Below are 21,508 nucleotides of genomic sequence, written 5' to 3' on the forward strand. Positions count from 1 at the left end.
GTACAGCACCGGCAGCGCCGCCTTCGGCCTGCATTTCCTGGATTTTAACAACCTGGCCGAACATGTTCTTGACGCCCTGGGTTGCCCATTCATCCATTTTTTCTGCCATAGTCGAGCTCGGCGTAATCGGATAAATGGCTGCTACATCGGTAAATACATAGGACACATAGGCGGCAGCCGTGTTGCCGTCCATGGTCATCATTTTCATTGCCATTGGAAACTCCTCCTAAAACGTAACTAAATGTTAAGGCGTAAATATAATGTTTCGTTATCCATAAGAGAGCTAAAAAGAGACTGCAGCAACATAATTCTATATGTATTTTGCTGCAGCCTCCCTTAGCGTTATGCAATTAATCAGAGTGGGATTCTGTCTGCATTACCAATATTATTTGATCAGATCGAGAGCCTGTTTGAGATCAGCGATGATATCATCAGCATCTTCCAGACCTACGGAGAGACGTACCAGACCTTCGCTGATGCCGGCAGCTTTCAGTTCTTCCGGTGTATATGTGGAGTGTGTCATGGAAGCAGCATGTTCGATCAATGTTTCAGCATCGCCGAGAGATACAGCCAGGCTGCACAGTTTGACGTTGTTCATGACGATAGCGCCTTCTTCTCTGCCACCTTTGAGTTCGAAGGAAATCATGCCGCCGGGCAGACGCATCTGTTTTTTAGCCAGTTCATACTGCGGGAAGCTCTTCAGGCCAGGATAGTTGACTTTTGCAACGGCCGGATGGCTTTCGAGGAATTCAGCAACCTTCATGGCGTTAGCCGAATGTTTTTCCATACGCAGAGCCAGTGTCTTCATGCCGCGGGCGATGAGGAATGCATCAAACGGGCTGAGTACAGAACCCGTCATATCTTTGATACCGAAGAGACGTACGTTGTTGATGTATTCCTGAGTACCAACTACGAAGCCGGCAATAACGTCGCCATGGCCGTTCAGATATTTAGTAGCAGAATGAACAACTACGTCAGCACCAAGGGATAACGGTTTCTGGATGTACGGCGAGCAGAAGGTGTTATCAACTACGACGGTAATATCGCCCATTTCGTGAGCCATCTTGCTGATGCCTTCGATATCGGAAATCTTCAGTGTCGGGTTAGCCGGTGTTTCGAGGTAAATAACGCGGGTGTTCGGTTTGATAGCTTTTTTAACAGCGTCCATATCGGTGATATCGACGAAGGATACTTCTACACCATAGCGGGTCATGCCGTGGTTCAGGAGAGCGAATGTGCAGCCATAGAGCGTATCGCTGGCTACTACATGGTCACCTGCATGGAGCAGTGTCCAGAGAGCGGAAGAAATAGCGCCCATACCAGAAGCTGCAGAGCAGCAGGCTTCGCCGCCTTCGAGCATGGCAACTTTTTCTTCAACCTGCGTATCGGAAGGATTGCCAAGACGGGAATAAATGTAGCCCGGTTCTTTTAAAGCAAAGCGATTACCGCCCTGTTCAGCCGAATCAAATACGAATGTAGAAGACTGATAAATCGGGTTGGTCAGAGCACCGAATTCATTTTTCATAGCACCTGCATGAATAGCCTGTGTAGCAAAACCCATTTTCTTCAACATTTCTTTTTCCATTACAATTTCCTCCTTAAATTATATAGAATGATAATATATAACACTATTCAAAAGCTATGCAGCTTTTAATAAACAAAGTATGTTTTCTTGTTTTTATTTCGTTTCCTCTTGACAATGTAAGTGTAACATAATGCTCATCCTTTGTATAATACGTATCAATCGTGCTATTACATAGTTTAAAACTATATAAATTCAAGACAAAAAACTGCACTCTCTCATGGCAGAGTGCAGTTAATAGTTGTTTATTACATTATACGGTATAATACCGGTACGTACCATCAATTTCCCGACGAATCAGTTGCCCGTGGTGGAGCAGGTATTCAATATGGGCCAGCGTTTCTCCCATGGCAAACCACTTCTGGGTCGGTGGGAATTCGGCCCACGACCTGCCCCGCATAGACCAGGAAAGGCAGGGGGCTAGTTCAAAGGCCGTCGCTCCTGGATGCGCGGCGGCCGCCTGCAGCACTTCATCGAGACGGCTGGCATGATGCCTCCTTAGCGCATCGATACGGCTGGCAATAGACGTATCTCCTTTGCGATGTCCCGGCAAGGCCAGCCGTACAGGCAGATCATATACCTTATCCAGGCTCTGCAGATACCGTTCCAGCGCATCAGGCATATGATACCAGTATTGAATATTCGGCGTAATATCAAAGAGAATATGGTCACTGGTAAATATAATTTCTTTGTCCGGTATATACAGGCAGCACAGTCCTTTTGTGTGGCCCGGCGTATGAATGACCTGAAACTCCGTACCAGCCAGCAGTATCCGTTCCCCATCGTGCACAGTCTGTACTGTAAAAGACGGGTCCGGCGAATATTTCCGTGCCTGATTGGAAAATTGATTCTTTATATCTTGCGGCGGCATTCCTTCGACCATAAATTTTTCCTCCGCATATCGCCAGGTGCTGCCATCAGTCGAATCGACGAGATACTGATAGTCATCATGATGCATGAAAATCCGGCTTCCCGCCCGGGCAAAATCTCCCACAAGCCCCGTATGATCGGCATGGAGATGCGTCAAAAATAAATCGGTTCGCGCCAGGTCAACACGGAGGCTGTCCAATCCAGTAAACAGCGCTTCCCGGCATTCCGGCCGGTTAAATCCCGTGTCAATGACTAAAAACCGGTCTCTGCCACGTACGACATAGGAATTCAGATATCGCAGCGGATTGTTTGGCAGTGGTACTTCAATGCGGTATATATCCGGTTCCGCACATATATGTTCAATCATCATATAAAGCTCCTTATCTCTGAAATATTATTTAATTATAACACAAAACACCAGAAACACGGATAACCTGCAGCTATCCGCATTTCTGGTGTTTTGTCCTGCATAAAAGAGCGTCAACAACTTTACCGTCAGGAATACAAAAAAATAATAACACGATGCAAAATACACAACTAATATAAAAATATAAAAAACTAAAACCTTACCAATCCCCCTACAAAAATACTCCCCCATGCCGCTGTGCGGCACTTATCACGAACCGATGTAAATCTACGCATTGTTTCTTTTTCAGGAAGCTTTTGCATACCCCCATATGCCACCATTCTCACTGCCCCCACAGTTTGTCCGGCCGGCTCCCTGTGCCATTTGATCTCCCCAGATGCAATGGCATCTCTTTCCCTGTCTGCAATAAAAAAGGCCCCTGCTGCATGTCCTATGCAACAGGGGCGAAGTATCGCGGTACCACCCTGATATTATACTCAGTGTCTTACCAGACATTCCCTAACGCGGAATCACGTCTATGCCTCCTGTTTCTCTAGAAAAAAATTCGACATAGCTGCTCCCGGGCGAAGTCGGATATACGGATCATCTCCCGGCTCTCAGCAACCGCCGGTTCTCTGTCAGAAAATACCAATCATACCCTTTACCCAATCATAGCATTTTGTGGCATCTATTCTTTAAAATATATGCCTATAGGAAAGATTGAATACATTATCTATGAAAAATCATTCCCTGTCAAGGCTTTTATTTCAGTTTTTCGCCACATTTCTTAAATTAAACGTTTAATCAGTGTGCTTTTTCTTATTCTTTTTTCTTCCGGGGATTAAAACGGTTCATTCCCTTATCCACGCCCAGTTTCAGGCAGCCCAGAATGGCATCTGCGGCTTTTTTGAGCCCTTCTTCATATTCTGGTACCAATTCGTCTGGAAAAGGCGTCAGAACGTGATCTACGACATCATGATGGGGCAATGGACGGCCTATGCCTACACGGAACCGGATAAAACGTTCACAGCCATGAGCCAGAAGACTCTTGATTCCATTGTGTCCCCCGGCACTGCCACTGGTCCGGATACGCAGCCGGCCTACGGGCAGATCCATATCGTCATATATGACATATACATCGGTTTCATCCAGTTTATACCAACGCATGAGCGGGCCTACAGCAGCCCCGCTGTTATTCATATACGTCTGCGGTTTGACCAGCAATATCTTTTCACCGTCATCCATCGCCTGGGCTACCAGGGCATCCATCTGACTCCGCCAGACCGTAACGCCAAGGCGTGATGCCAGTTCGTCAATGACGCGGAACCCCGTATTATGCTTCGATTTTTCATATTCCCGGCCCGGATTGCCCAGGCCCACTATCATGTGCACCTTCGTACCTGCCTCTTATTTGTCAAACAGACGGCTGACCGATACATCGTGGAAAATACGCATGATTGCTTCGCCGAGAAGCGGTGCCACAGAGAGAACTTTGATTTTATCAATCTGTTTTTCTTCCGGAAGAGGAATCGTATTCGTAATAATCAGTTCCGTAATAACCGAATTCTTAATGCGGTCCACCGCCGGATCTGTAAGGACGGCATGGGCACAGGCTGCATACACACGGGCAGCACCCATTTCTTTCAGTGCCTTGGCACCACCGCACAAAGAACCTGCCGTATCGACGATATCATCGACGAGAATACAAGTCTTGCCTTTGATGTCACCGATGACATTCATGACTTCGGCAACACCCGGACGGGGGCGGCGTTTTTCAATGATTGCAATAGGCGCATTGACGCGGTCAGCCAGGTCACGGGCACGGGTTACCCCGCCAAGGTCCGGAGAAACGACGACGATATCGCCCATATCACATTCTGCTTTCTTTTGATTGATATATTTAGCAATGATAGAAGCAGAGCCGAGATGATCGACAGGAATATCGAAGAATCCCTGAATCTGTCCGGCATGAAGATCCATCGTAACCACCCGGGTAATGCCGGCAGTCGTCATCAGGTCAGCAACCAGTTTGGACGTAATCGGTTCGCGGCCACGGGTCTTGCGGTCCTGACGGGCATATCCATAATACGGCACAACTGCCGTAATGTGACGGGCCGAAGCACGTTTCAGCGCATCTGCCATAATCAGCAATTCCATCAGCGTATCATTGGCAGGCTGACATGTCGGCTGAATGACGAAAACATCCTTGCCGCGGACACTTTCATCAATCATAACCTGAATTTCACCGTTGTTGAATTTGCCGACAAAAGCCTTGCCCAATTCCAGGCCAAGGTAGTCTGCAATTTCTTTTGCCAGTTTCGGATTGGCATTACCTGTAAAAATTTTCAGCTTTTTCCCGTCTTCGTAACTCATGGTGAGCCTCCTAATTAAGTAGTGAAATATAATAACAGCAGTACCGATGGAACTTACTGATTATTTCTTATATGTATCGTCTTTTACCCAGCCTTCGATATTACGCTGTCTGGCCCGGCCCACAGAAAGAGCTTTGGCCGGAACATCTTTGGTAATCGTCGAACCAGCGCCGACATAAGCATAAGCACCAATCGAAACAGGCGCTACGAGATTGCTGTTGCATCCCACAAAGGCGTGATCGGCAATCGTCGTGCGATGTTTGATTTTGCCATCATAATTGACGGTAATCGTTCCGCAGCCGATATTGACGCCACTACCGACATCACTGTCGCCAATATAGCTCAGGTGCGGCAGTTTGGTACCATCGCCGACGTTTGAATTCTTTACTTCCATATAGTTGCCAACCTTGACATGATTGCCGATCACCGTATTGGGACGGAAATGGACAAAGGGCCCGATTTCACATCCATCCTTGATCTGACAATCATGGGCATAGGTAAACTGTAAATAATCGTGGGACCCCATTTGTACGTTCGTCATGCGGACGTACGGCCCGATCTGGCAATCTTCACCGATAACGGTATTTCCTTCCAGAATTGTTCCCGGATACAAGACCGTATCCCGGCCCACTACTACCGTCGTATCTACATAGGTATTGGCCGGGTCGATAATAGAAACGCCTTCAGTCATCAGCTCATCAAGTTTACGGCTGCGCAGGACCTGTTCGGCCGCTGCCAGCTGTTGACGGGAATTGACACCCAGCGTTTCCCGATAATCGGGAGCAGCAAATGCGCTGACTACCCTTCCTGCACTGACCAGCATGCCAATAATATCTGTCAGATAATATTCGCCCTGGGCGTTGTTATTATTCACGTTGTGCAGCATCTGCCAGAGTAAAGACAAATCAAAGCAGTATATACCGGCATTGACTTCATCGACGGCCAGTTCTTCCGGAGTTCCATCTTTCTGTTCGACAATTTTCACTACCTGGCCGGCTTCATCGCGGATTATCCGCCCATAACCAGTAGGGTCCGGCATATGAGCTGTGAGGATCGTAGCCGCAGCCCCGCTCTTTTCATGCCAGTCCAGAAGGGATGTAAACGTATCTTTCGTAACCAGCGGCGTATCACCACAAGTAACCAGCAGCGTTCCCTGTGCATCTTTCAGCAGCGCTTCCGCCTGCAGGACAGCATGCCCGGTTCCGAGTTGTTCTTTCTGCATCACTGTTTCTGCTTCATTGCCCAGATATTCCTGTACCATTTCGCCACCGAAACCAACTACGACAATCTGCCGCAGTGTGCCCGCCGCTTTTACGGTTCGCAGGACCTGTTCTACCATCGGCACTCCACCGACTTTATGCAGAACTTTGGGAAGACGGGATTTCATTCTCGTTCCCTTGCCTGCTGCCAAGATAAGTGCAATCGTGTCTTTCATTCAGCCTTAGCCTCCCTGGTGTCAAATAACTTTACCATGTCTTTTTAGAATAACACAAACACTGCCTAAAATACATAGTAAATTTACAAAAAATTGCCACAAATTGGTAAATTCTCTTATGCTTCTTTGACATGCAAAAAGGAGAGGGGGCTCCTCTCCTTTTCTGACTCTGCTATTTTATAAAACATGGACAACTACATTCTGTCTGCCAAAATTCAAAGCTTCATCGCGGTCGTCCATTCCCAGATCGATGCGGTTGCCAACAATGGCTCCGCCCGTATCATCGGCAATAGCGTCCCCGTATCCTTCAATATACAGCCGCGTTCCCAACGGAATAACATCGGGATCGACAGAAACGAGGCCATGCGTCAGCCGGTGACCACCTGCGGTGATACCGCTGTTTCCCGGATCATCTGCCGTATAGGCCGTAGCATCCATCACCATACTGTACTGGTAAGAACCACTTTCTTCAGGTACTTCACGCCCGCTGGCATCAGCCAGAGCCTGCATTGTCTGTGTTCCGACAACTCCGTCGGCGTCTAATCCATGATCTGCTTGAAAGCGACGCACAGCACTTTGTGTACCACTGCCAAACACACCATCTGCTCCATCAGATAAATATCCAGTATCAATGAGCATATATTGCACACTCTGTACAACAGAGCCGGTCATCCCCATTTCTACGTTCGCAGACGCAAGCGAAGAAAATGCAAAAACAAATAAAGCTGTGAGTAAGAAGACTATTCGTTTCTTCAAAAAACCACCTCTTTGCTAACATCAAAAAATCACATCGACAAAATTATAGCAAAAATGACACCATAAGTCAAAAAAATACGTATTTATGCATCGATTTTCGTCTATTTATACTCTATTCTCTTTGTGCTCGTTCTTTATTATCCTCTATTTATCACACTTTAATCATAAATTTTTATTACCAGGTACTAATTTTAATAATTATTATGCATTTTCGTGTTCTACCAAGTTCCTGACTTTTTCTGCTGCTTCGACGGAATCTGTCAGGACATACAGGTAATCTCCGGCACATAAACGGGTATGATAATCGGGAATAATTTCTTCTGTTCCCCGTTTGATATCGACTAAGGCAACATGATCCGGCCAGTCAATCCGCCCAATATATTTTCCATCAACGACGCTGCCGCTGCTGATAGTCAGCTCCAGAATATTACGTCGTTCTTCTGCAGGAAGCACTTTTTGTCTCGTCGCAAGAGACCGTTTAAGCAGTGTATCATAAATAGGCTGCCCTCCCAGAAGCTGTGCCGTCGCCAAAGCAATCATAGACGCCGTGCAAAGTACAAGCAGATGTTCATATGACGCCGTCATTTCCATGATCAGAATCGTACCCGTAACGGGAGAATGAACAGACGCTGCAAAAAACGCCGCCATGGAAATGACAATGATATTCGTCAGGTAATACGAGGAAATCACTCCCATTTGTACGAGAAGAATACCTATGCTGCCACCGCATAATGCTCCCAGTACCAGCATGGGAAGAAAAAATCCGCCCGGCGTGCCACATCCATAGCTGATCAGTGTAAACACGAATTTACCACAAAGCAGTGTCAGAAACAGAGTCAGCGACAACGGCAGTTGATACAGGCTGTTGATGAGGTCATTGCCCCCACCGAGAACCTGAGGAAATCCATATCCCAATATACCAGCCGTTACCAGGGCGAAGGCAATGCGCATATAATCATTGCGGAATACAGGCAATGCGTAGAATCGACCAATATTGAGAAGCCCTTTATTAAAAATAATTCCCGCTACACCAATAATGATTCCCAATACAACAGCCAGCCACATGTAACGTAACGGAAACGGTGGCAGCATGCCAAAATGAAAAATCGGGTCCCGGCCAAATACTACGCGGCTGACCATGGTTGCAACCAGAGCTGCTGCCATAGCCGGAGCCAGCACGACACTGGAAAAATTGCGATGAAGTTCTTCCAGAGCAAAAATCGCCCCTGCCAGCGGTGCATTGAATGCGGCCGCCAGACCGGCACTGGCTCCCGCCGTGATTAAGTAGCGCTCTTCCATCCTCGTCCGCCCCAGTGCGCGGCTCATCCCCTGTGCGGTTACCGCACCAAGCTGAATAGACGGCCCTTCCCGTCCCAGGGACAGGCCCAGCCCAATCCCCAGGATACCGCCAGCCAGCTTGACCCAGAGGACACGCAGCCATCGCAAACGCACGACGCCGAGAATGATTCCTTTTACTTGCGGAATGCCACTGCCGGATGCTTCCGGTTCATGCTGTTTCAGCCGGTACAGTACATACGATGCTAACAGTAAAAACACAAACCATAATATATTTTCCATCCATCCCGCCTGCATGAGCAGGACGTATATCTGTTCGCGCAGCCGGGTACCCGCTTCGAGACACCAGCGGAAAAAGCTTATGACAATACCGCTCAAGAGGCCCACCCACGCGCCTTCTGCAAACAAGCGCAGGCGGAAGCGGGGCCAGTGGTTTAAATTCCGTATAACCGGAATAATATCTATTTTACTTTGCATGATGCCAACCTCCCTATATATGGTCAGTATATCATATTTTTTATATTTTGATTATTTTATGACGTTTCTCATGATATAATAAACGGCATAGAGTACATCATCGTATAAAAAACGCAATATATTATAGTATATATAATATAAGAAACAAGTGAATTAAACGATGGATAAACATAACATTTTTTATGGCAAGGAGGCCTATACAGTGCATACGTACCAGCCCGATTTTGATATTGAATCTGCTGTTTTGCATGAATTATCTTATATGATCCATATGCGTGAACAGTTCCACGCCCACCCGGAATTGAGCGGCCGGGAACACAAAACTAGTCAGACAGTCCTTCACGAACTCCAGAAAGCAGGCATAGAAGATGCCCGCATCATCGCTGATACGGGAGTCACCGGTCTCATCCGGGGGGCACTGCCCGGCCCGGTCTTACTGCTCCGCGCCGACATGGATGCACTGCCCCTGACAGAGCAATATAGTTGTTCCTATACCTCCCAGACGCCCGGTGTCATGCATGCCTGCGGCCACGACGGACATACGGCCAATCTTCTCGGCGTCGCCCGCATCCTCCAGGCTCACCGGAACTGCCTGCGTGGCACAATCCGCCTCGCCTTCCAGCCTGCGGAAGAAGGAGACGGCGGCGCTGCCCGCATGATAGAAGCAGGGATATTACATAATCCTCATGTCGATTACGCTCTGGGACTGCATGTCGCCGGCGGACTTCCCCAGGGATACATCGGTCTTCGCCATGGAGAATGTTCTGCTTCTTGTGACGATTTCACCATCACAATCCATGGAAAAGGCGGACACGGATCGCGGCCATCGGATTGCATCAGCCCCATTCAGATGGGCGTATCCATTATCTCCCAGATTCAGGACTATGTATACCATAAACGGGCCGATGGCGACGGCGTCGTCCTCACCTTTGGCCAGTTCCAGTCCGGCCATAATCCCAACGTCATTCCCGATACAGCAGAACTCAAGGGAACGCTGCGCACATATAATGAAAAAAAACGTCAGGATATACTGGAAACATTGCAGCATATCCTGACCGCTTCGGAAACCATTTATGGTGGTACCTGCCAGCTTCATGTCGTTCCCTTCTCCCCAGTATGCATAAACGATGATGCCGTCACATCCCGCGTCGAATCCATCCTGCGCCACCACATGGCTGACCGCATCCAGTTGATTACCATGGAACGCGGCTCCGGTTCTGAAGATTTTGCCTACTTTAGTGCCGCTGTTCCTTCCTGTTTTTATTACACAGGCATCTATGACAAAGAACCTGTATTCGGCCACAACCCGGATTTTCACTGGGATAGCCATGCATTACAGTACATGGCAGAAAGTATGCTAACCCTTGTGTATTACTTCGCCGGCTGATTCTTCCTGACCGGCAAAAGATTGCAGACACGGCCGCAATACTGATAAAATATGTGCTGCTGTCTGCGTCGGATGCAGATGCGTGACCAGATAATACACACGATCTGGCGGCGGGTTAGTCAGTTTTTGTATAACATACTGTCCCGTCGCCGCTAATTGCCGGGCCATGGAAATCTGCATAACAGACCACTGTCCCGGCTTATTCAGCATCAGAGGAATCAGGCTTGCATTATCCAGGCTGACATAACTGTTATTGACCGATGCCCACCATTGATCATGCCATGCCTGGAACCCAATGCCACTGTAATTATAAATTTCCATTTCCTGTGGCAGATCCCGGGGACTGCAGACAGGTCCGGAAATCTCGGTCCCGATTGGTCGGACTACGACCATGGGCTCACTGAACCATTTTTCTACTAGCGTATTCTGATATTCTCTGGCAATGAGAGAAAATCCCAGATCTGCCTGATGGCGTTCAACCAAATCATAAATCAATCCCGAATGAGAGGTCATCACCTGCAGATGTGTCGCCGGCGCATGTCCGTGCAGATAGTCCACTATCGTTGGGATTACCTGGATATTCAGGCTGCTCAGAGAGGCAATCGTAAAAGACGACTGCCAGCGTCCTCTTCCCAGATGACAGGCATCCTTCCACAGAGACAGCATTTCATTGGCGATAGGGAGAAAATTCTCGCCTGCCAGTGTCAGGCGGAGAGATTTCATGCCCTGCCCCCGCTCTATCAAAATGACCTGCAATGCTGTCTCCAGATCTTTTATCCGTTTACTCACCGTCGATTGAGACAAATGGAGATTTCGTGCTGTCTGAGAAAAGCTGAGTGTCTGGGATAAATCAACAAAAATCTGTAAATCTTCATTCGTATACATCCTTTTCCCTCTCTTCGTTTCATATTCCATAAATCAATATTATCAGTACATATCAGACTCTGTTTCTATACCTATTCCAAATCGCGATACATTCATTTGATATTTACTATTTTACAAAATCAATAAAGTTTCGTATAGTAGAAAATCATATGGTTCCAAATATTTTTACCCGAAGTGAGGTCCTACCATGGTTTTCCTTTACATTCTTGAACATACGATGCTGCCCCTGTTTACACTGGTACTTATCGGTTACCTTGTAGACAGAAAATTTCACATTGCTGTCAAGTCATTGTCTAAATTGCTCTTTTTCCTCATCATTCCCAGCTTTATTTTCACTAACATTTATAAAACAAATTTTCCCAGCAACAGTATAAATATCCTGCTCTGTGTGTTTGTCCTGCTCTTCATCTCTTTTGTTATTGCCAATATTATCAGCCGGTGGAAGCATTATGACGCCGGAATGACTGAATCATGCCGCAATGCGCTGATGTTCAATAATACTGGCAACCTTGGTGTCGCATTAATTATCCTGGTCTTTTCTCATGAACCATTTATTGTAAATGGCCAGACACCGTATCTGGATGAAGCGATGGTCGTCTGGATTATAATTTATGTAGTTCAGAGTGTCGGCCTCAATACGCTGGGACTCTATCAGGCCGGACGCGGGAGACTTACTGCACGGGACACACTGAAAATAATGTTCCAAATGCCAATTATTTATTTGTTTGCAGCAGCGGTCCTGACCCGGTATCTCGGCTTACATGCAGAAAACTTTTATTTCTGGCCTATTATGGAAATGTCAAGTCAAGCCATCACACCAGTCGCTATGTTTACCATTGGCGTGCAGCTTTCACAAACGAAAATCGAGTGGCTGAATCCCGATGTCTGGATAATCAGCATCTTAAAATTCTTCATAATGCCCGTGATCGGCCTGGCTATCATTTTTACCGCCAATGTTTTCATGCCTGGCACTTTTACAGCGGTCGGGGCCATCGTCTTCCTCATCTATTGTGCCATTCCAACTGCCGTCAACACGGCTATGTTTGCCATGGAATTTGATAATAATCCCAATTATGCCACCCAGGTCGTCATGAATACGACGGCACTCAGTGCCATTTCACTGACATTAGTCATATTCGTCGGCCACCTTATATTTGTGTAATTTTCTATAATATTATACCTTTTATAAAATCAGAGATGCCAGATAATACATACCCTCGTATGCATTATCTGGCATCTCTTTATTCGTTATTGATAATCATTTCTTTTAAACATATGTTGTAAATGTAACAGAAATCCTGTTATAATCATGATATAGTAATCATAGAAAAAAAACAAATGACCGATATACAAGAAAGGAGACATCCATCATGAAGGCTCTCGTACTCTACTCATCCCAAACTGGCAGAACGAAAAAATTTGCTGAAGCAATCCGTTCCGTACTCCCCGAAAACACGGATTTCCTGCCCATGGAACAAGCCCCGGAACACTTTGACGACTACGACATCGTCTTTGCCGGCATCTGGTTTTTAGATTACAAATTGGATAGCGTATCCCGGTCCGTATTACAGCGGCTGAATGCAAAAAAAGTAGCTATTTTTGCGACTATGCACCGTGACTTATATTCCGATGAAATCTCAAAAAACCTGCGCCAGGCCGTCGATCTGCTGCCGCCCCATGTGTGGGTTGCCGGTACGCACGTCAGCTACGTAGATGAATCCATCGCCAGAACGCCCCTGGGCAAGCAGGAATCGCTCCGTCTGGATACACTCCAGGACTTTGCAGCCAACACCTATGAACGGGTTCTGACAGCAGCATAGCAGGATAGTACGATAAAAAACCGGAACAGAATGAGAAGAAAATTTCTCATCTCTGTTCCGGCTTTTTCATTGCTTACTTTATTTTCTCATATCTTTTTCAAAGACATACTCTGTCTGATTTTCCATGTGAAACCGATGAAGCATATCGATAAATTCTTTTTCTTTATGACGGATATAATGAATAATTCTCCATTTAAATAGCGTGATTTCACGGCGCTTCATTTTTTCCATCTGCGTATCGGTAATCATATACATATCCCGCGAAGGAGTCTGCACAGCCAGTCCGGAGATATAGCAGTCTTCCCGTTTACGGAGTTCCAGGCATATGCTATAAGGAGCAAAGAACCACGTCGTATCATCGAGCAAATCAACCGCTATCTTAGCCGTATCTACAGAAAACTTCGGCATGATGTAAGATGGAAAATACAAACTATGCCAATGGACATAATCTGCCCCCCAGTTGATATATATCTGCTTCCTGCCATCCAGATCAGACGGCATCAAGACAGTTTTATTATGTATTTTATGCCGGCTTACTACCATCAGGGTTTCGGAATGAATCTTCCAGACCCTGATATGGGGCACCCGTTGTTCCCGCAGAGGAAATCCAATATCCAGTACATGGATCCGTACCTGTTCATATATTTCATTGAATTTGGCTGGCGGACTGTGTTTTACGTGTTTGCCATTCCCGGTATTTTCCTTGCAGTGCTTTGGTGGTTATTTGTTCGCGATAACCCTCGTGACAGCAGACATGTCAATGAAGCAGAAATTCACTATATCGAACATCCTACTGTCACACTGGAAGATACCAAAAAAAGAACATCCTCCAATGCAAAACATCCTGAAGGAGTTATTGATAAGATTATTCGTACAAAACTAGTAACTCCCTTAAAATCCAATAAAGAAATCCTGAAATCGTGGAATGTATGGGCGGATGCGGCTGGCTATTTCTGCCTTGTAGCCATTACCTACACCATTATGACATGGATTCCTACATATCTCGTGCAAGTAAAGCAATTTGCCATTATGAAAGTGGGATTAGTTGCTTCCGCTCCATGGATTGGCGCCGTCTTGGGCAATGTTATTGGTGGAACACTATCAGATAAAGTATTTCATAGCCGCAGAAAACCCGTTATGCTGATTACCGCTATCAGTACTGTTTTTCTGATGTATTCTCTAAAATATGCCCCTAATGATATGACCATTCTTGGTTTGCTTCTTTTACTGGCCGGTACTTTCCTGAATCTTGGATATTCCATGTTCTTAGCCTATCCTATGGGCATTGCCACCAAAGATAAAGTGCCATTTGCTGCAGCTATCGTAAATACTGCTGGTTCATTAGGCGGAGCATTTGGTCCTTTTGCCGTAGGGCTGATACTCGACATGTTTGGCTGGAATCATGTCTTTACCTTCCTTGCTGGTATTTCGTTATTAGTTGTTTTCCTTCTTATTACCATGATAGAGCCGATTCAAAAAACCGATTCTGTTCCAAATAATAATTAGTTTTCCACCTGTTAGAGGAGATGCTTTTGATGAAAACATATATTTTTGATCCTATTTCTGACGATGCACTGGCATATGCACGTAAACATCTGGACGTTGTGACGTGGAAGGATGATAAAATCAATTCTCCCTCCGATGCAGAAGCATGCATTGTCCGTACTTACAAAATTGGTAAAGAAGAAATAGATGCCATGCCCAAACTCCGGATTATCGCTAAACATGGGGTCGGTACAGATAACATCGATATTCCATATGCTAAAAGCAAAGGCATCCTCGTAACCAATACACCGACTGCCAATTCTAATTCCGTAGCCGAACAAGCCGTTGCACTAATTTTTGATTGTGCCCGAAAAATCACACAGGCCCATATAGATAACGAAAAAGGGCTGGAACGCAATCAGCCAATGTATCTTAAAGGATATGAAATCACAGGAAAAAGATTAGGCCTCATCGGAATCGGTCACATTGGCTATCTCGTCGGGAAGAAGTTAAAATCCGGCTTTAATATGGATGTCTACGCCTATGATCCATTTATTTCCACAGAAAAATGCGAATCGATGGGATTTCATCATACAAAAGATATGGACGATATCATTAAAACCTGTGATGTCATTTCTATCTCTGTTCCCTTAAACGATGCTACACGCAATCTCATCAGCAAACGTGAATTGGGAATGATGAAACCGACAACCATCTTAATCAACACATCGCGTGGCGGTATCGTCAATGAAACCGATTTGTATGAAGCTCTGCAAAACAAGAAAATATGGGGTGCCGGTTTTGATGCATTTGTCGCAGAACCACTTCCCCCACATGATAAACTCTTTAATTGCTTCAACTTTGTCGGCACTCCCCATAACGGCGCAAATACGTATGAAGCCCTGACCCGTATGGGCACAGGTGCCGTCGATGAAATCATCCGCGTAAGTGAAAATAAACCTACTCTTACAAATCTCGGAGCTAAAATTCATTAAAATCATCTTTAAATAAATAATAGAAGCGCTGGCAATATCTTTCACTGTCAGCGCTTCTATTATTTATACTATATCAAATTCCATACTTCTTATACAATTCATTGCGGAATGCCTCATCCTGTACGGCACGCCGGGCGTCGTCCAATTTATGCTCGTCCATCAGGTATTGAATCAATGTGCCAAGCCGTTTCTCCCCTTTTTTAATCCCCTTTTCTTCGCCTTTTTCAAAGGCTTCCCTGGTATTTGTATTGTAATCTATGATAGCCATTTCCCGGTTGATATAGGCTCTTCGTTCTGCTGTATTCTGCATGAATTCCCGGGCCGCTTTCATGGCATCATGAATCGCTGCATCACTCATGATCAGTTCCCCCTTTTCCTCTGCATTCAGTTTGTTGGCAAAAAATGCTAGCCACCGCTCCATTTTCGTCATATGCGACACAGGCATTTTGACAAATTTTGGGATTTCCAGAAAATGTAATACCAAATCCTTGTTCAGCCGGTCACCCGTCTGTATGTTATACACGCTCCACAGAGAATGAGCCTCTTCCTGGGGCAATATATTGAACCGTAACAGGTTGACCGTAATACAGGGTTTTACGTCTTTATAGTCCCCTCCTAGAGGCAGAGACATGAGGTGCATTCTGGCCCAGTAGCACAAGGTGCGTCGTTGCATATTTTTCTGATTGATGACCTGTACTTCAATATCTACCTGTTCCCCCGTATCTAGTGTACAGGCCACATCCAGCCGCGATAATTTTTCGTCATACCTATCCGGTATCAATTCCGTTGGGGCAAATACAATGTCACAAATTGGATGACCCAAATCTTCAGAAACAACGGCATTGAGAAAATCCATGGTGATTTGTTTCCGCTCCGGTTTTCCAAATATAAACTTAAACAGGACATCATTCATAGGATTGAAATTATGCTCGCTTAGTTGTGAATCCAGCATATCATACCGGGCTTTCCTGTTCATTTCATACATAGTCAATACACTCATCCTTTCTTTATTATATCATGAAAAAAACAAAAAAAAGGTCCACACAACTGCGCCAAAAATCGCTAATCGTGTGAACCTGAAGTTCCATACCATCAAACCTTACATTCTTTACCAGTCATTACTTACAGCATACGCTCCACTCCTTATATACAGTCACTATCAAGATCTTCATTCTCACCTATACCATAACAAAAAAAACATCATATATGCAATATAGCAATACACCTTACCTCCAAAACAGGATAAGGTGTATTGCTATATCACTTATATTTTACTTTCCACCGGAATTTCCTTACGTTGATTAACTTGTTTTAATCCTAAAGTAATTAACGTCGATGCTATCAGGAATCCTGCAATCAAGTAAAAGCCATACTGATTACTTCCTGTTGCAGCCCGTAATGCACCAATACCCACAGGACCTACAAATCCACCTAAATTAGCAATAGAATTAATAGCGGCCATCGCGATTGCAGCAAACTCACCTGAAAAGATCATAGACGTCATCGCCCAGAAGGCGCCATAAATACTATAGGCTCCGCAAAATACGACGGTCAAGAATATAAAGGCCATTACCGGACTACTAGTAAATCCTAATCCAATAACACCTATTCCGCAAAGGAAAACGGAAGTAGCAACATGGAGATATCGTTCACCGGTCTTATCAGAATGACGGCTCCAGAAAATCATGAAGAACGAGGCAATAATTAATGGGACGGCGTTGAAAACACCAATTTCGAAATTAGATAATCCTACTGTTAAATGCTTAATTAATGTCGGTGCGAAAAAGCTTACGCCATAGAATGCACATGTCTTGCTAAAGTATATGATTGCTAAAAGCCATACAGTTCCACCAGTAAGGGCTTTCCATTTGGATTGCTTATGCTTTTTAGCGACCATTGCATGTTCTTCTTCAATCGTCTGTTCCAACCAATTTGCTTCATCTTTAGCCAACCATTTAGCATCAGAGGGCTTATTAGGCAAAATAAACCAAGTGATGATACCTGAAAAAAACGTAGGAAGCCCTTCAAGTAAAAATAACCATCTCCAACTTTGTAATTCCAGAGCATGTACATGATCCAGAATAAGTCCGGATAACGGTGCTCCAATAACAGCAGAAAGAGGCAATGCCAGCATAAACAGGGTAACCACCTTGGCCCGGTCTTTTGCTGGGAACCAATATGTCATGTATAACATGACACCGGGATAAAAGCCTGCTTCCATCACACCCAATAAAAAGCGGATGATGTACAAATGGGTTGCCGTCTGAATACAGCCACATAATGCAGAAACCAGTCCCCAGGTTATCAAAATCCGCCCAATCCATTTTCTGGCCCCTACCTTGGTCATAATAATATTGCTCGGAACTTCAAAGAGAAAGTACCCTATAAAGAAGATTCCCGCAACCAGTCCATATTCAGCAGCAGAAATACCTAAATCTGCGTTCATCGTCAATGCCGCATAACCGACGTTTACCCGGTCAAGTAAACAGAAGAAATATAATATAAGCAGAAACGGTATCAAACGTACTTTTACTTTACTCATCGTTTGTTTTTCGATTGCTTCCGTTACCATAACAAACCTCCTACGTTAAAACAATGCCAATTATTTCCCTTCTTCCCGCACTTTATCCCAAAGTACAGCTACGTCCTGCCAGTTTTCTGGTCGTTTTTCATTAAAATAGGTATGTGCATCGAGATCACGGAACCATTCCAGTCGTTTTTCTGTAGCCTGCGTCATAATCGGTGCCACACCAATGTCTTCCAGCATCTTCATTACGTCGCTCATTTCATGGGCCTGCCGGGCTCCATGCCATGCACTGGCTACAACAAGGTAATTATTGTTGAAATCAAATGATTTCCCATCCAGCGTGTTGCCAATCGAATCAATTACCAGTTTATCTACGCCCAGTACGTTGGCAGCTTCCAGCATTTCTGCTCCCAATGCCGCAATGCCTTTCATGTAGATACTGCGGACAAATTTTACTGCGATGGCATCACCAGGTTTTTCCGTAATCTGTTTGATACTCATGCCATACGGGACTAACGCGTCGATAAAAGGCTGACAATTTGCGCCCGAAACCAAAATAGGTACTTTATAATGAGCCTGACTCAGGCTGGCCATAAGCGCCCCGTCAATGAAATTCCCGCCGTTTTCACTGATTAACTGATTTTCTGTCCGTTTGACACTGGGCAGACTGGTTGATAAATCAACGAGAAGTTTCCCCGGTGTCACACTGCCCAGCAATCCTTTCGTCGTATCCAGTGCAAATGCACCGGGTACGACCATCAGAATCATATCGCATTTTTCTACCACATCATTGTCAGAATCCAGAAGGGTTACCCCTGCTTTTTCCGCCTTATCTTTTACAATATATCCTTTTTCCGGATGATTCTGCATCACATCATAAGCATAAATTTCTTTTAAGCCCTGTTCTACCAGCCCACTGCTGATTTCGTATCCTACTTCACCAAACCCAATGAATCCTAATTTCACAATACTCACACTCCATACATCATTATTTGATTTACTCTATTATTTCTGCACCAATTTCTTTGACTTTTTCTGCTACCCAGGGACGGATATAGGTGCCATCTTCTACAATGTGTTTCATGATCCCCGCTTCTTTTTCCATGACCTTCTTCGTTGCAGCTGCAATATCTGCTGCTTCTTCCGGTTTGATGACGACAATACCATCACCATCACCGACGATGATATCACCAGGGCGGATGATTTTTCCTCCAAAGGAAATGACCGTATTGATTTCTCCCGGGCCATTTTTATACGGACCATTGGGAATCGCAGCTTTAGCATATACAGGGAAATCCATAGCCGCTATTTCGTCGGAATCACGGATAGCTCCATCTACGATGACACCGGCAAGGCCCCGTTTCTGACAATAGGTAATCATCAGTTCTCCAAAGATAGCACGGTTCGGATCACCGCCGGCATCAATAACGATGACATCACCCGGCTGTGCCATATCCATAGCCACATGGAACATCAGATTATCGCCTTCCGGTACTTTGACTGTAAACGCCGTTCCCAGCAGAGGAGCCTTGTTCAATGGGCAGATATCCGACCGCACCGCTGCCGTGCGGTTCATGCAGTCATCAATATTGGCTACAGGCATTCCCTTAAACGCTTCTACTAATGCTCTATCTGGTCTTTTAATCGTTTTAATAATTTTGCATCCTACACTCATTCTTCTCTTTCCGCCTTTCATGTATATAAATAATGACATTCATGTTTAATGCTTTACCGGTATAAGCTTCATGTCTTGATATCATTTTATATCCAAGCTATAATAAAGTAAAATGAATAAATAGGCAATTAATAATCAATTATTTTCATATTTGCTGAAAGGAGTATCACACATGCATATACACGACATCGAAGCCTTCCTGACCGTCGTTCAGACCCGCAATATCAGCCGGGCGGCTGAACAGCTCTATGTATCCCAGACGGCTATTACCCACCGTCTGCAGAATCTGGAAGCCGAACTAGGCGTTACTCTGTTGGAACGGGGCCGGGGCATCAAAGAAATTTCACTTACTCCTTCAGGACAGGATTTTATGCCTATCGCCCACCGTTGGGCCGCTTTATGGAAAGAGCTGGATCACTTCAAAGAAGAAGGAGAAAAACTTTCTCTTTCCTTTGGCTCTGTCCAATACCTGAATGATTTTATCTTTCCACCATTATTTCAAAAATTGCTGAATCATCAGCCAAAAATTCATTTATCCCTGCACACTGAGCATACGGCAGAATTATATCCACTGCTCGAACGCAGGGAAATCGACGTAGCCATTGCCTGGCGGAACATCAAATATCCTGATATTCTCTGCACTCCCTGGAAAAAAACGCCTTTAGTCGTATTAAAATCCAGTACCACATCTGACAAAGGCATTTCGACCATTGACAATACCGATTTAAATCCCCAGGACGAAATCTATGTTCCCTGGACACCGGAATTCAAAAACTGGCATGATGACCACTGGCCCAGTGATATTTACAGCAGTCCTACACTTCTTACAGGAGCACCTCTCACATTGCAAGTATTGAAAAACAGCGGCCGTTGGTCAATCGTTCCTTTGGGAATGGCACAGTATGCTTTTTCGCTGGGTGGATTCACCTATTCGTATTTATCCGATTCTCCCGCGCCCCTGACCGCCTATATTATCCAGCACAAAAAACCTCGTCCCACCACGCAGAGGTCTCTTTCTATTTTTTTCAAATACTTGCAGGAATTTTCGTTGAATATTGACAGACAAGCATTAGCTTATAAAGTGTAACACATTGTTTACAATACATCGGCAGGGCTTTACATTAAATCTGGCTTATTGGTATAATATATGCATAATACTCATAATTATAAAAAGAAGGTCGTGCCTATGCATTCTTCGTCTCTGGCAGTCGGTCTCCTTCTTCTTGCCCTGCTGCCATCTATTTTCGTCCAATACAGAGTCTTTGTCCCACTCCTGACACCTTACGAGTCACACCGTCTGGCAAAGGCATTTATCTTAATGTATGTTGTTATTACTCTCTGTGTTGTTCTGGTTTTCTCACAGGGCATCATCGGCATCGCCTGGATTTCATTCAAGGACATCATATCCTTGCACGCGATTCCTTACCTGATTCTCGGACTGCTGTTTGTGCCTGCGTACCGTCTGCAATATATATTCGTCCTGGGGATGCAGGGTCTGTATATTGTGGCACTTCTCACGCTCATTATGAACGTAGAGCTCCTGTTCATTCCTCCCAGTATATTTTTCCAACATATTACTCCGTTCCTCATGGCATACATG

Annotated in this window: 20 protein-coding genes, 1 pseudogene and 1 other annotated feature; of the genes and pseudogenes, 7 read left to right on the forward strand and 14 right to left on the reverse strand. The window is 45.2% G+C overall.

What is annotated here, in order from left to right; genetic code table 11:
• The 8 genes and pseudogenes from B4H10_RS04690 to B4H10_RS04725 form a co-directional block, all read right to left on the reverse strand.
• A pseudogene (locus B4H10_RS04690) lies at positions 1-214 on the reverse strand (pyruvate:ferredoxin (flavodoxin) oxidoreductase); the annotation flags it as partial.
• A 171-nt stretch (positions 215-385) separates the two neighbouring features.
• The gene (megL, locus tag B4H10_RS04695; protein ID WP_059076583.1) at positions 386-1,585 is read right to left on the reverse strand and encodes a methionine gamma-lyase; all 1,200 of its coding nucleotides are present in this window, start codon (positions 1,583-1,585) and stop codon (positions 386-388) included.
• A 250-nt stretch (positions 1,586-1,835) separates the two neighbouring features.
• Positions 1,836-2,822: an MBL fold metallo-hydrolase gene (locus tag B4H10_RS04700; RefSeq protein WP_234995353.1), complete on the reverse strand. Its 987-nt coding sequence runs from the start codon at positions 2,820-2,822 to the stop codon at positions 1,836-1,838.
• Between the two features lie 433 nt (positions 2,823-3,255).
• Positions 3,256-3,480: a binding site (T-box leader), on the reverse strand.
• 137 nt (positions 3,481-3,617) lie between these two features.
• On the reverse strand, positions 3,618-4,184 hold the full coding sequence (gene pth / locus B4H10_RS04705; RefSeq protein ID WP_059076581.1) for an aminoacyl-tRNA hydrolase: 567 nt from the start codon (positions 4,182-4,184) through the stop codon (positions 3,618-3,620).
• Positions 4,185-4,205: 21 nt separating this feature from the next.
• Positions 4,206-5,171 carry a ribose-phosphate diphosphokinase gene (locus B4H10_RS04710; protein WP_059076580.1) on the reverse strand — a complete coding sequence of 322 codons (966 nt, stop codon included), beginning with the start codon at positions 5,169-5,171 and terminating at the stop codon, positions 4,206-4,208.
• A gap of 60 nt (positions 5,172-5,231) precedes the next feature.
• Positions 5,232-6,605, reverse strand: a complete 1,374-nt coding sequence (glmU, locus tag B4H10_RS04715) for a bifunctional UDP-N-acetylglucosamine diphosphorylase/glucosamine-1-phosphate N-acetyltransferase GlmU (protein ID WP_292018293.1) — start codon at positions 6,603-6,605, stop codon at positions 5,232-5,234.
• A 177-nt stretch (positions 6,606-6,782) separates the two neighbouring features.
• On the reverse strand, positions 6,783-7,283 hold the full coding sequence (locus B4H10_RS04720) for a peptidoglycan-binding protein (RefSeq protein ID WP_072235729.1): 501 nt from the start codon (positions 7,281-7,283) through the stop codon (positions 6,783-6,785).
• Between the two features lie 279 nt (positions 7,284-7,562).
• Entirely contained in the window at positions 7,563-9,134 is a 1,572-nt protein-coding gene (locus B4H10_RS04725; RefSeq protein WP_059076578.1) for a ClC family H(+)/Cl(-) exchange transporter, read from the reverse strand.
• Positions 9,135-9,336: 202 nt separating this feature from the next.
• On the opposite strand from B4H10_RS04725, the gene B4H10_RS04730 reads away from it, so the two are divergent.
• Positions 9,337-10,521: a M20 metallopeptidase family protein gene (locus B4H10_RS04730; protein WP_292018294.1), complete on the forward strand. Its 1,185-nt coding sequence runs from the start codon at positions 9,337-9,339 to the stop codon at positions 10,519-10,521.
• Here the strand turns inward: B4H10_RS04730 and B4H10_RS04735 are convergent.
• Positions 10,492-11,406: a LysR family transcriptional regulator gene (locus B4H10_RS04735; RefSeq protein WP_292018295.1), complete on the reverse strand. Its 915-nt coding sequence runs from the start codon at positions 11,404-11,406 to the stop codon at positions 10,492-10,494. The two genes, B4H10_RS04730 and B4H10_RS04735, sit on opposite strands and share 30 nt — an antisense overlap.
• A gap of 187 nt (positions 11,407-11,593) precedes the next feature.
• Here B4H10_RS04735 and B4H10_RS04740 point away from each other — a divergent pair, with 187 nt between their 5' ends.
• Together B4H10_RS04740 and B4H10_RS04745 are read left to right on the forward strand one after the other, a co-directional pair.
• Positions 11,594-12,568 (forward strand): AEC family transporter, encoded by a 975-nt coding sequence (locus B4H10_RS04740; protein ID WP_059076575.1) that lies wholly within the window; start codon positions 11,594-11,596, stop codon positions 12,566-12,568.
• A gap of 208 nt (positions 12,569-12,776) precedes the next feature.
• Entirely contained in the window at positions 12,777-13,226 is a 450-nt protein-coding gene (locus B4H10_RS04745) for a flavodoxin family protein (RefSeq protein ID WP_059076574.1), read from the forward strand.
• Positions 13,227-13,304: 78 nt separating this feature from the next.
• Here the strand turns inward: B4H10_RS04745 and B4H10_RS04750 are convergent, their stop codons facing one another.
• A complete protein-coding gene (locus B4H10_RS04750) occupies positions 13,305-13,727 on the reverse strand; it encodes a hypothetical protein (protein ID WP_292018296.1) in 423 nt (140 codons plus the stop codon).
• Positions 13,728-13,781: 54 nt separating this feature from the next.
• Here B4H10_RS04750 and B4H10_RS04755 point away from each other — a divergent pair, with 54 nt between their 5' ends.
• Complete coding sequence (locus B4H10_RS04755) at positions 13,782-14,732, forward strand: MFS transporter (RefSeq protein WP_292018297.1); 951 nt, start codon at positions 13,782-13,784, stop codon at positions 14,730-14,732.
• A 29-nt stretch (positions 14,733-14,761) separates the two neighbouring features.
• Complete coding sequence (locus tag B4H10_RS04760; RefSeq protein ID WP_292018298.1) at positions 14,762-15,706, forward strand: hydroxyacid dehydrogenase; 945 nt, start codon at positions 14,762-14,764, stop codon at positions 15,704-15,706.
• 73 nt (positions 15,707-15,779) lie between these two features.
• On the opposite strand, the gene B4H10_RS04765 is transcribed toward B4H10_RS04760, so the two are convergent.
• From B4H10_RS04765 to B4H10_RS04780, 4 genes are all read right to left on the reverse strand, one after another.
• Positions 15,780-16,691 (reverse strand): Rpn family recombination-promoting nuclease/putative transposase, encoded by a 912-nt coding sequence (locus B4H10_RS04765; protein ID WP_292018303.1) that lies wholly within the window; start codon positions 16,689-16,691, stop codon positions 15,780-15,782.
• A gap of 279 nt (positions 16,692-16,970) precedes the next feature.
• Complete coding sequence (locus B4H10_RS04770; protein ID WP_292018299.1) at positions 16,971-18,278, reverse strand: MFS transporter; 1,308 nt, start codon at positions 18,276-18,278, stop codon at positions 16,971-16,973.
• Positions 18,279-18,308: 30 nt separating this feature from the next.
• Complete coding sequence (locus tag B4H10_RS04775) at positions 18,309-19,199, reverse strand: NAD(P)-dependent oxidoreductase (protein ID WP_292018300.1); 891 nt, start codon at positions 19,197-19,199, stop codon at positions 18,309-18,311.
• A gap of 31 nt (positions 19,200-19,230) precedes the next feature.
• Positions 19,231-19,908 (reverse strand): RraA family protein, encoded by a 678-nt coding sequence (locus tag B4H10_RS04780; protein WP_292018301.1) that lies wholly within the window; start codon positions 19,906-19,908, stop codon positions 19,231-19,233.
• Positions 19,909-20,080: 172 nt separating this feature from the next.
• Between B4H10_RS04780 and B4H10_RS04785 the strand changes: the two genes are divergently transcribed.
• A complete protein-coding gene (locus B4H10_RS04785; protein WP_075581583.1) occupies positions 20,081-20,995 on the forward strand; it encodes a LysR family transcriptional regulator in 915 nt (304 codons plus the stop codon).
• 99 nt (positions 20,996-21,094) lie between these two features.
• Positions 21,095-21,508, forward strand: a 414-nt coding sequence (locus tag B4H10_RS04790) for a hypothetical protein (protein ID WP_292018302.1), incomplete at its 3' end; no start/stop codon positions are given.

Source organism: Megasphaera sp. UBA4382, from assembly GCF_002391155.1.
Taxonomy (GTDB): Bacteria; Bacillota; Negativicutes; order Veillonellales; family Megasphaeraceae; genus Megasphaera; species Megasphaera hexanoica.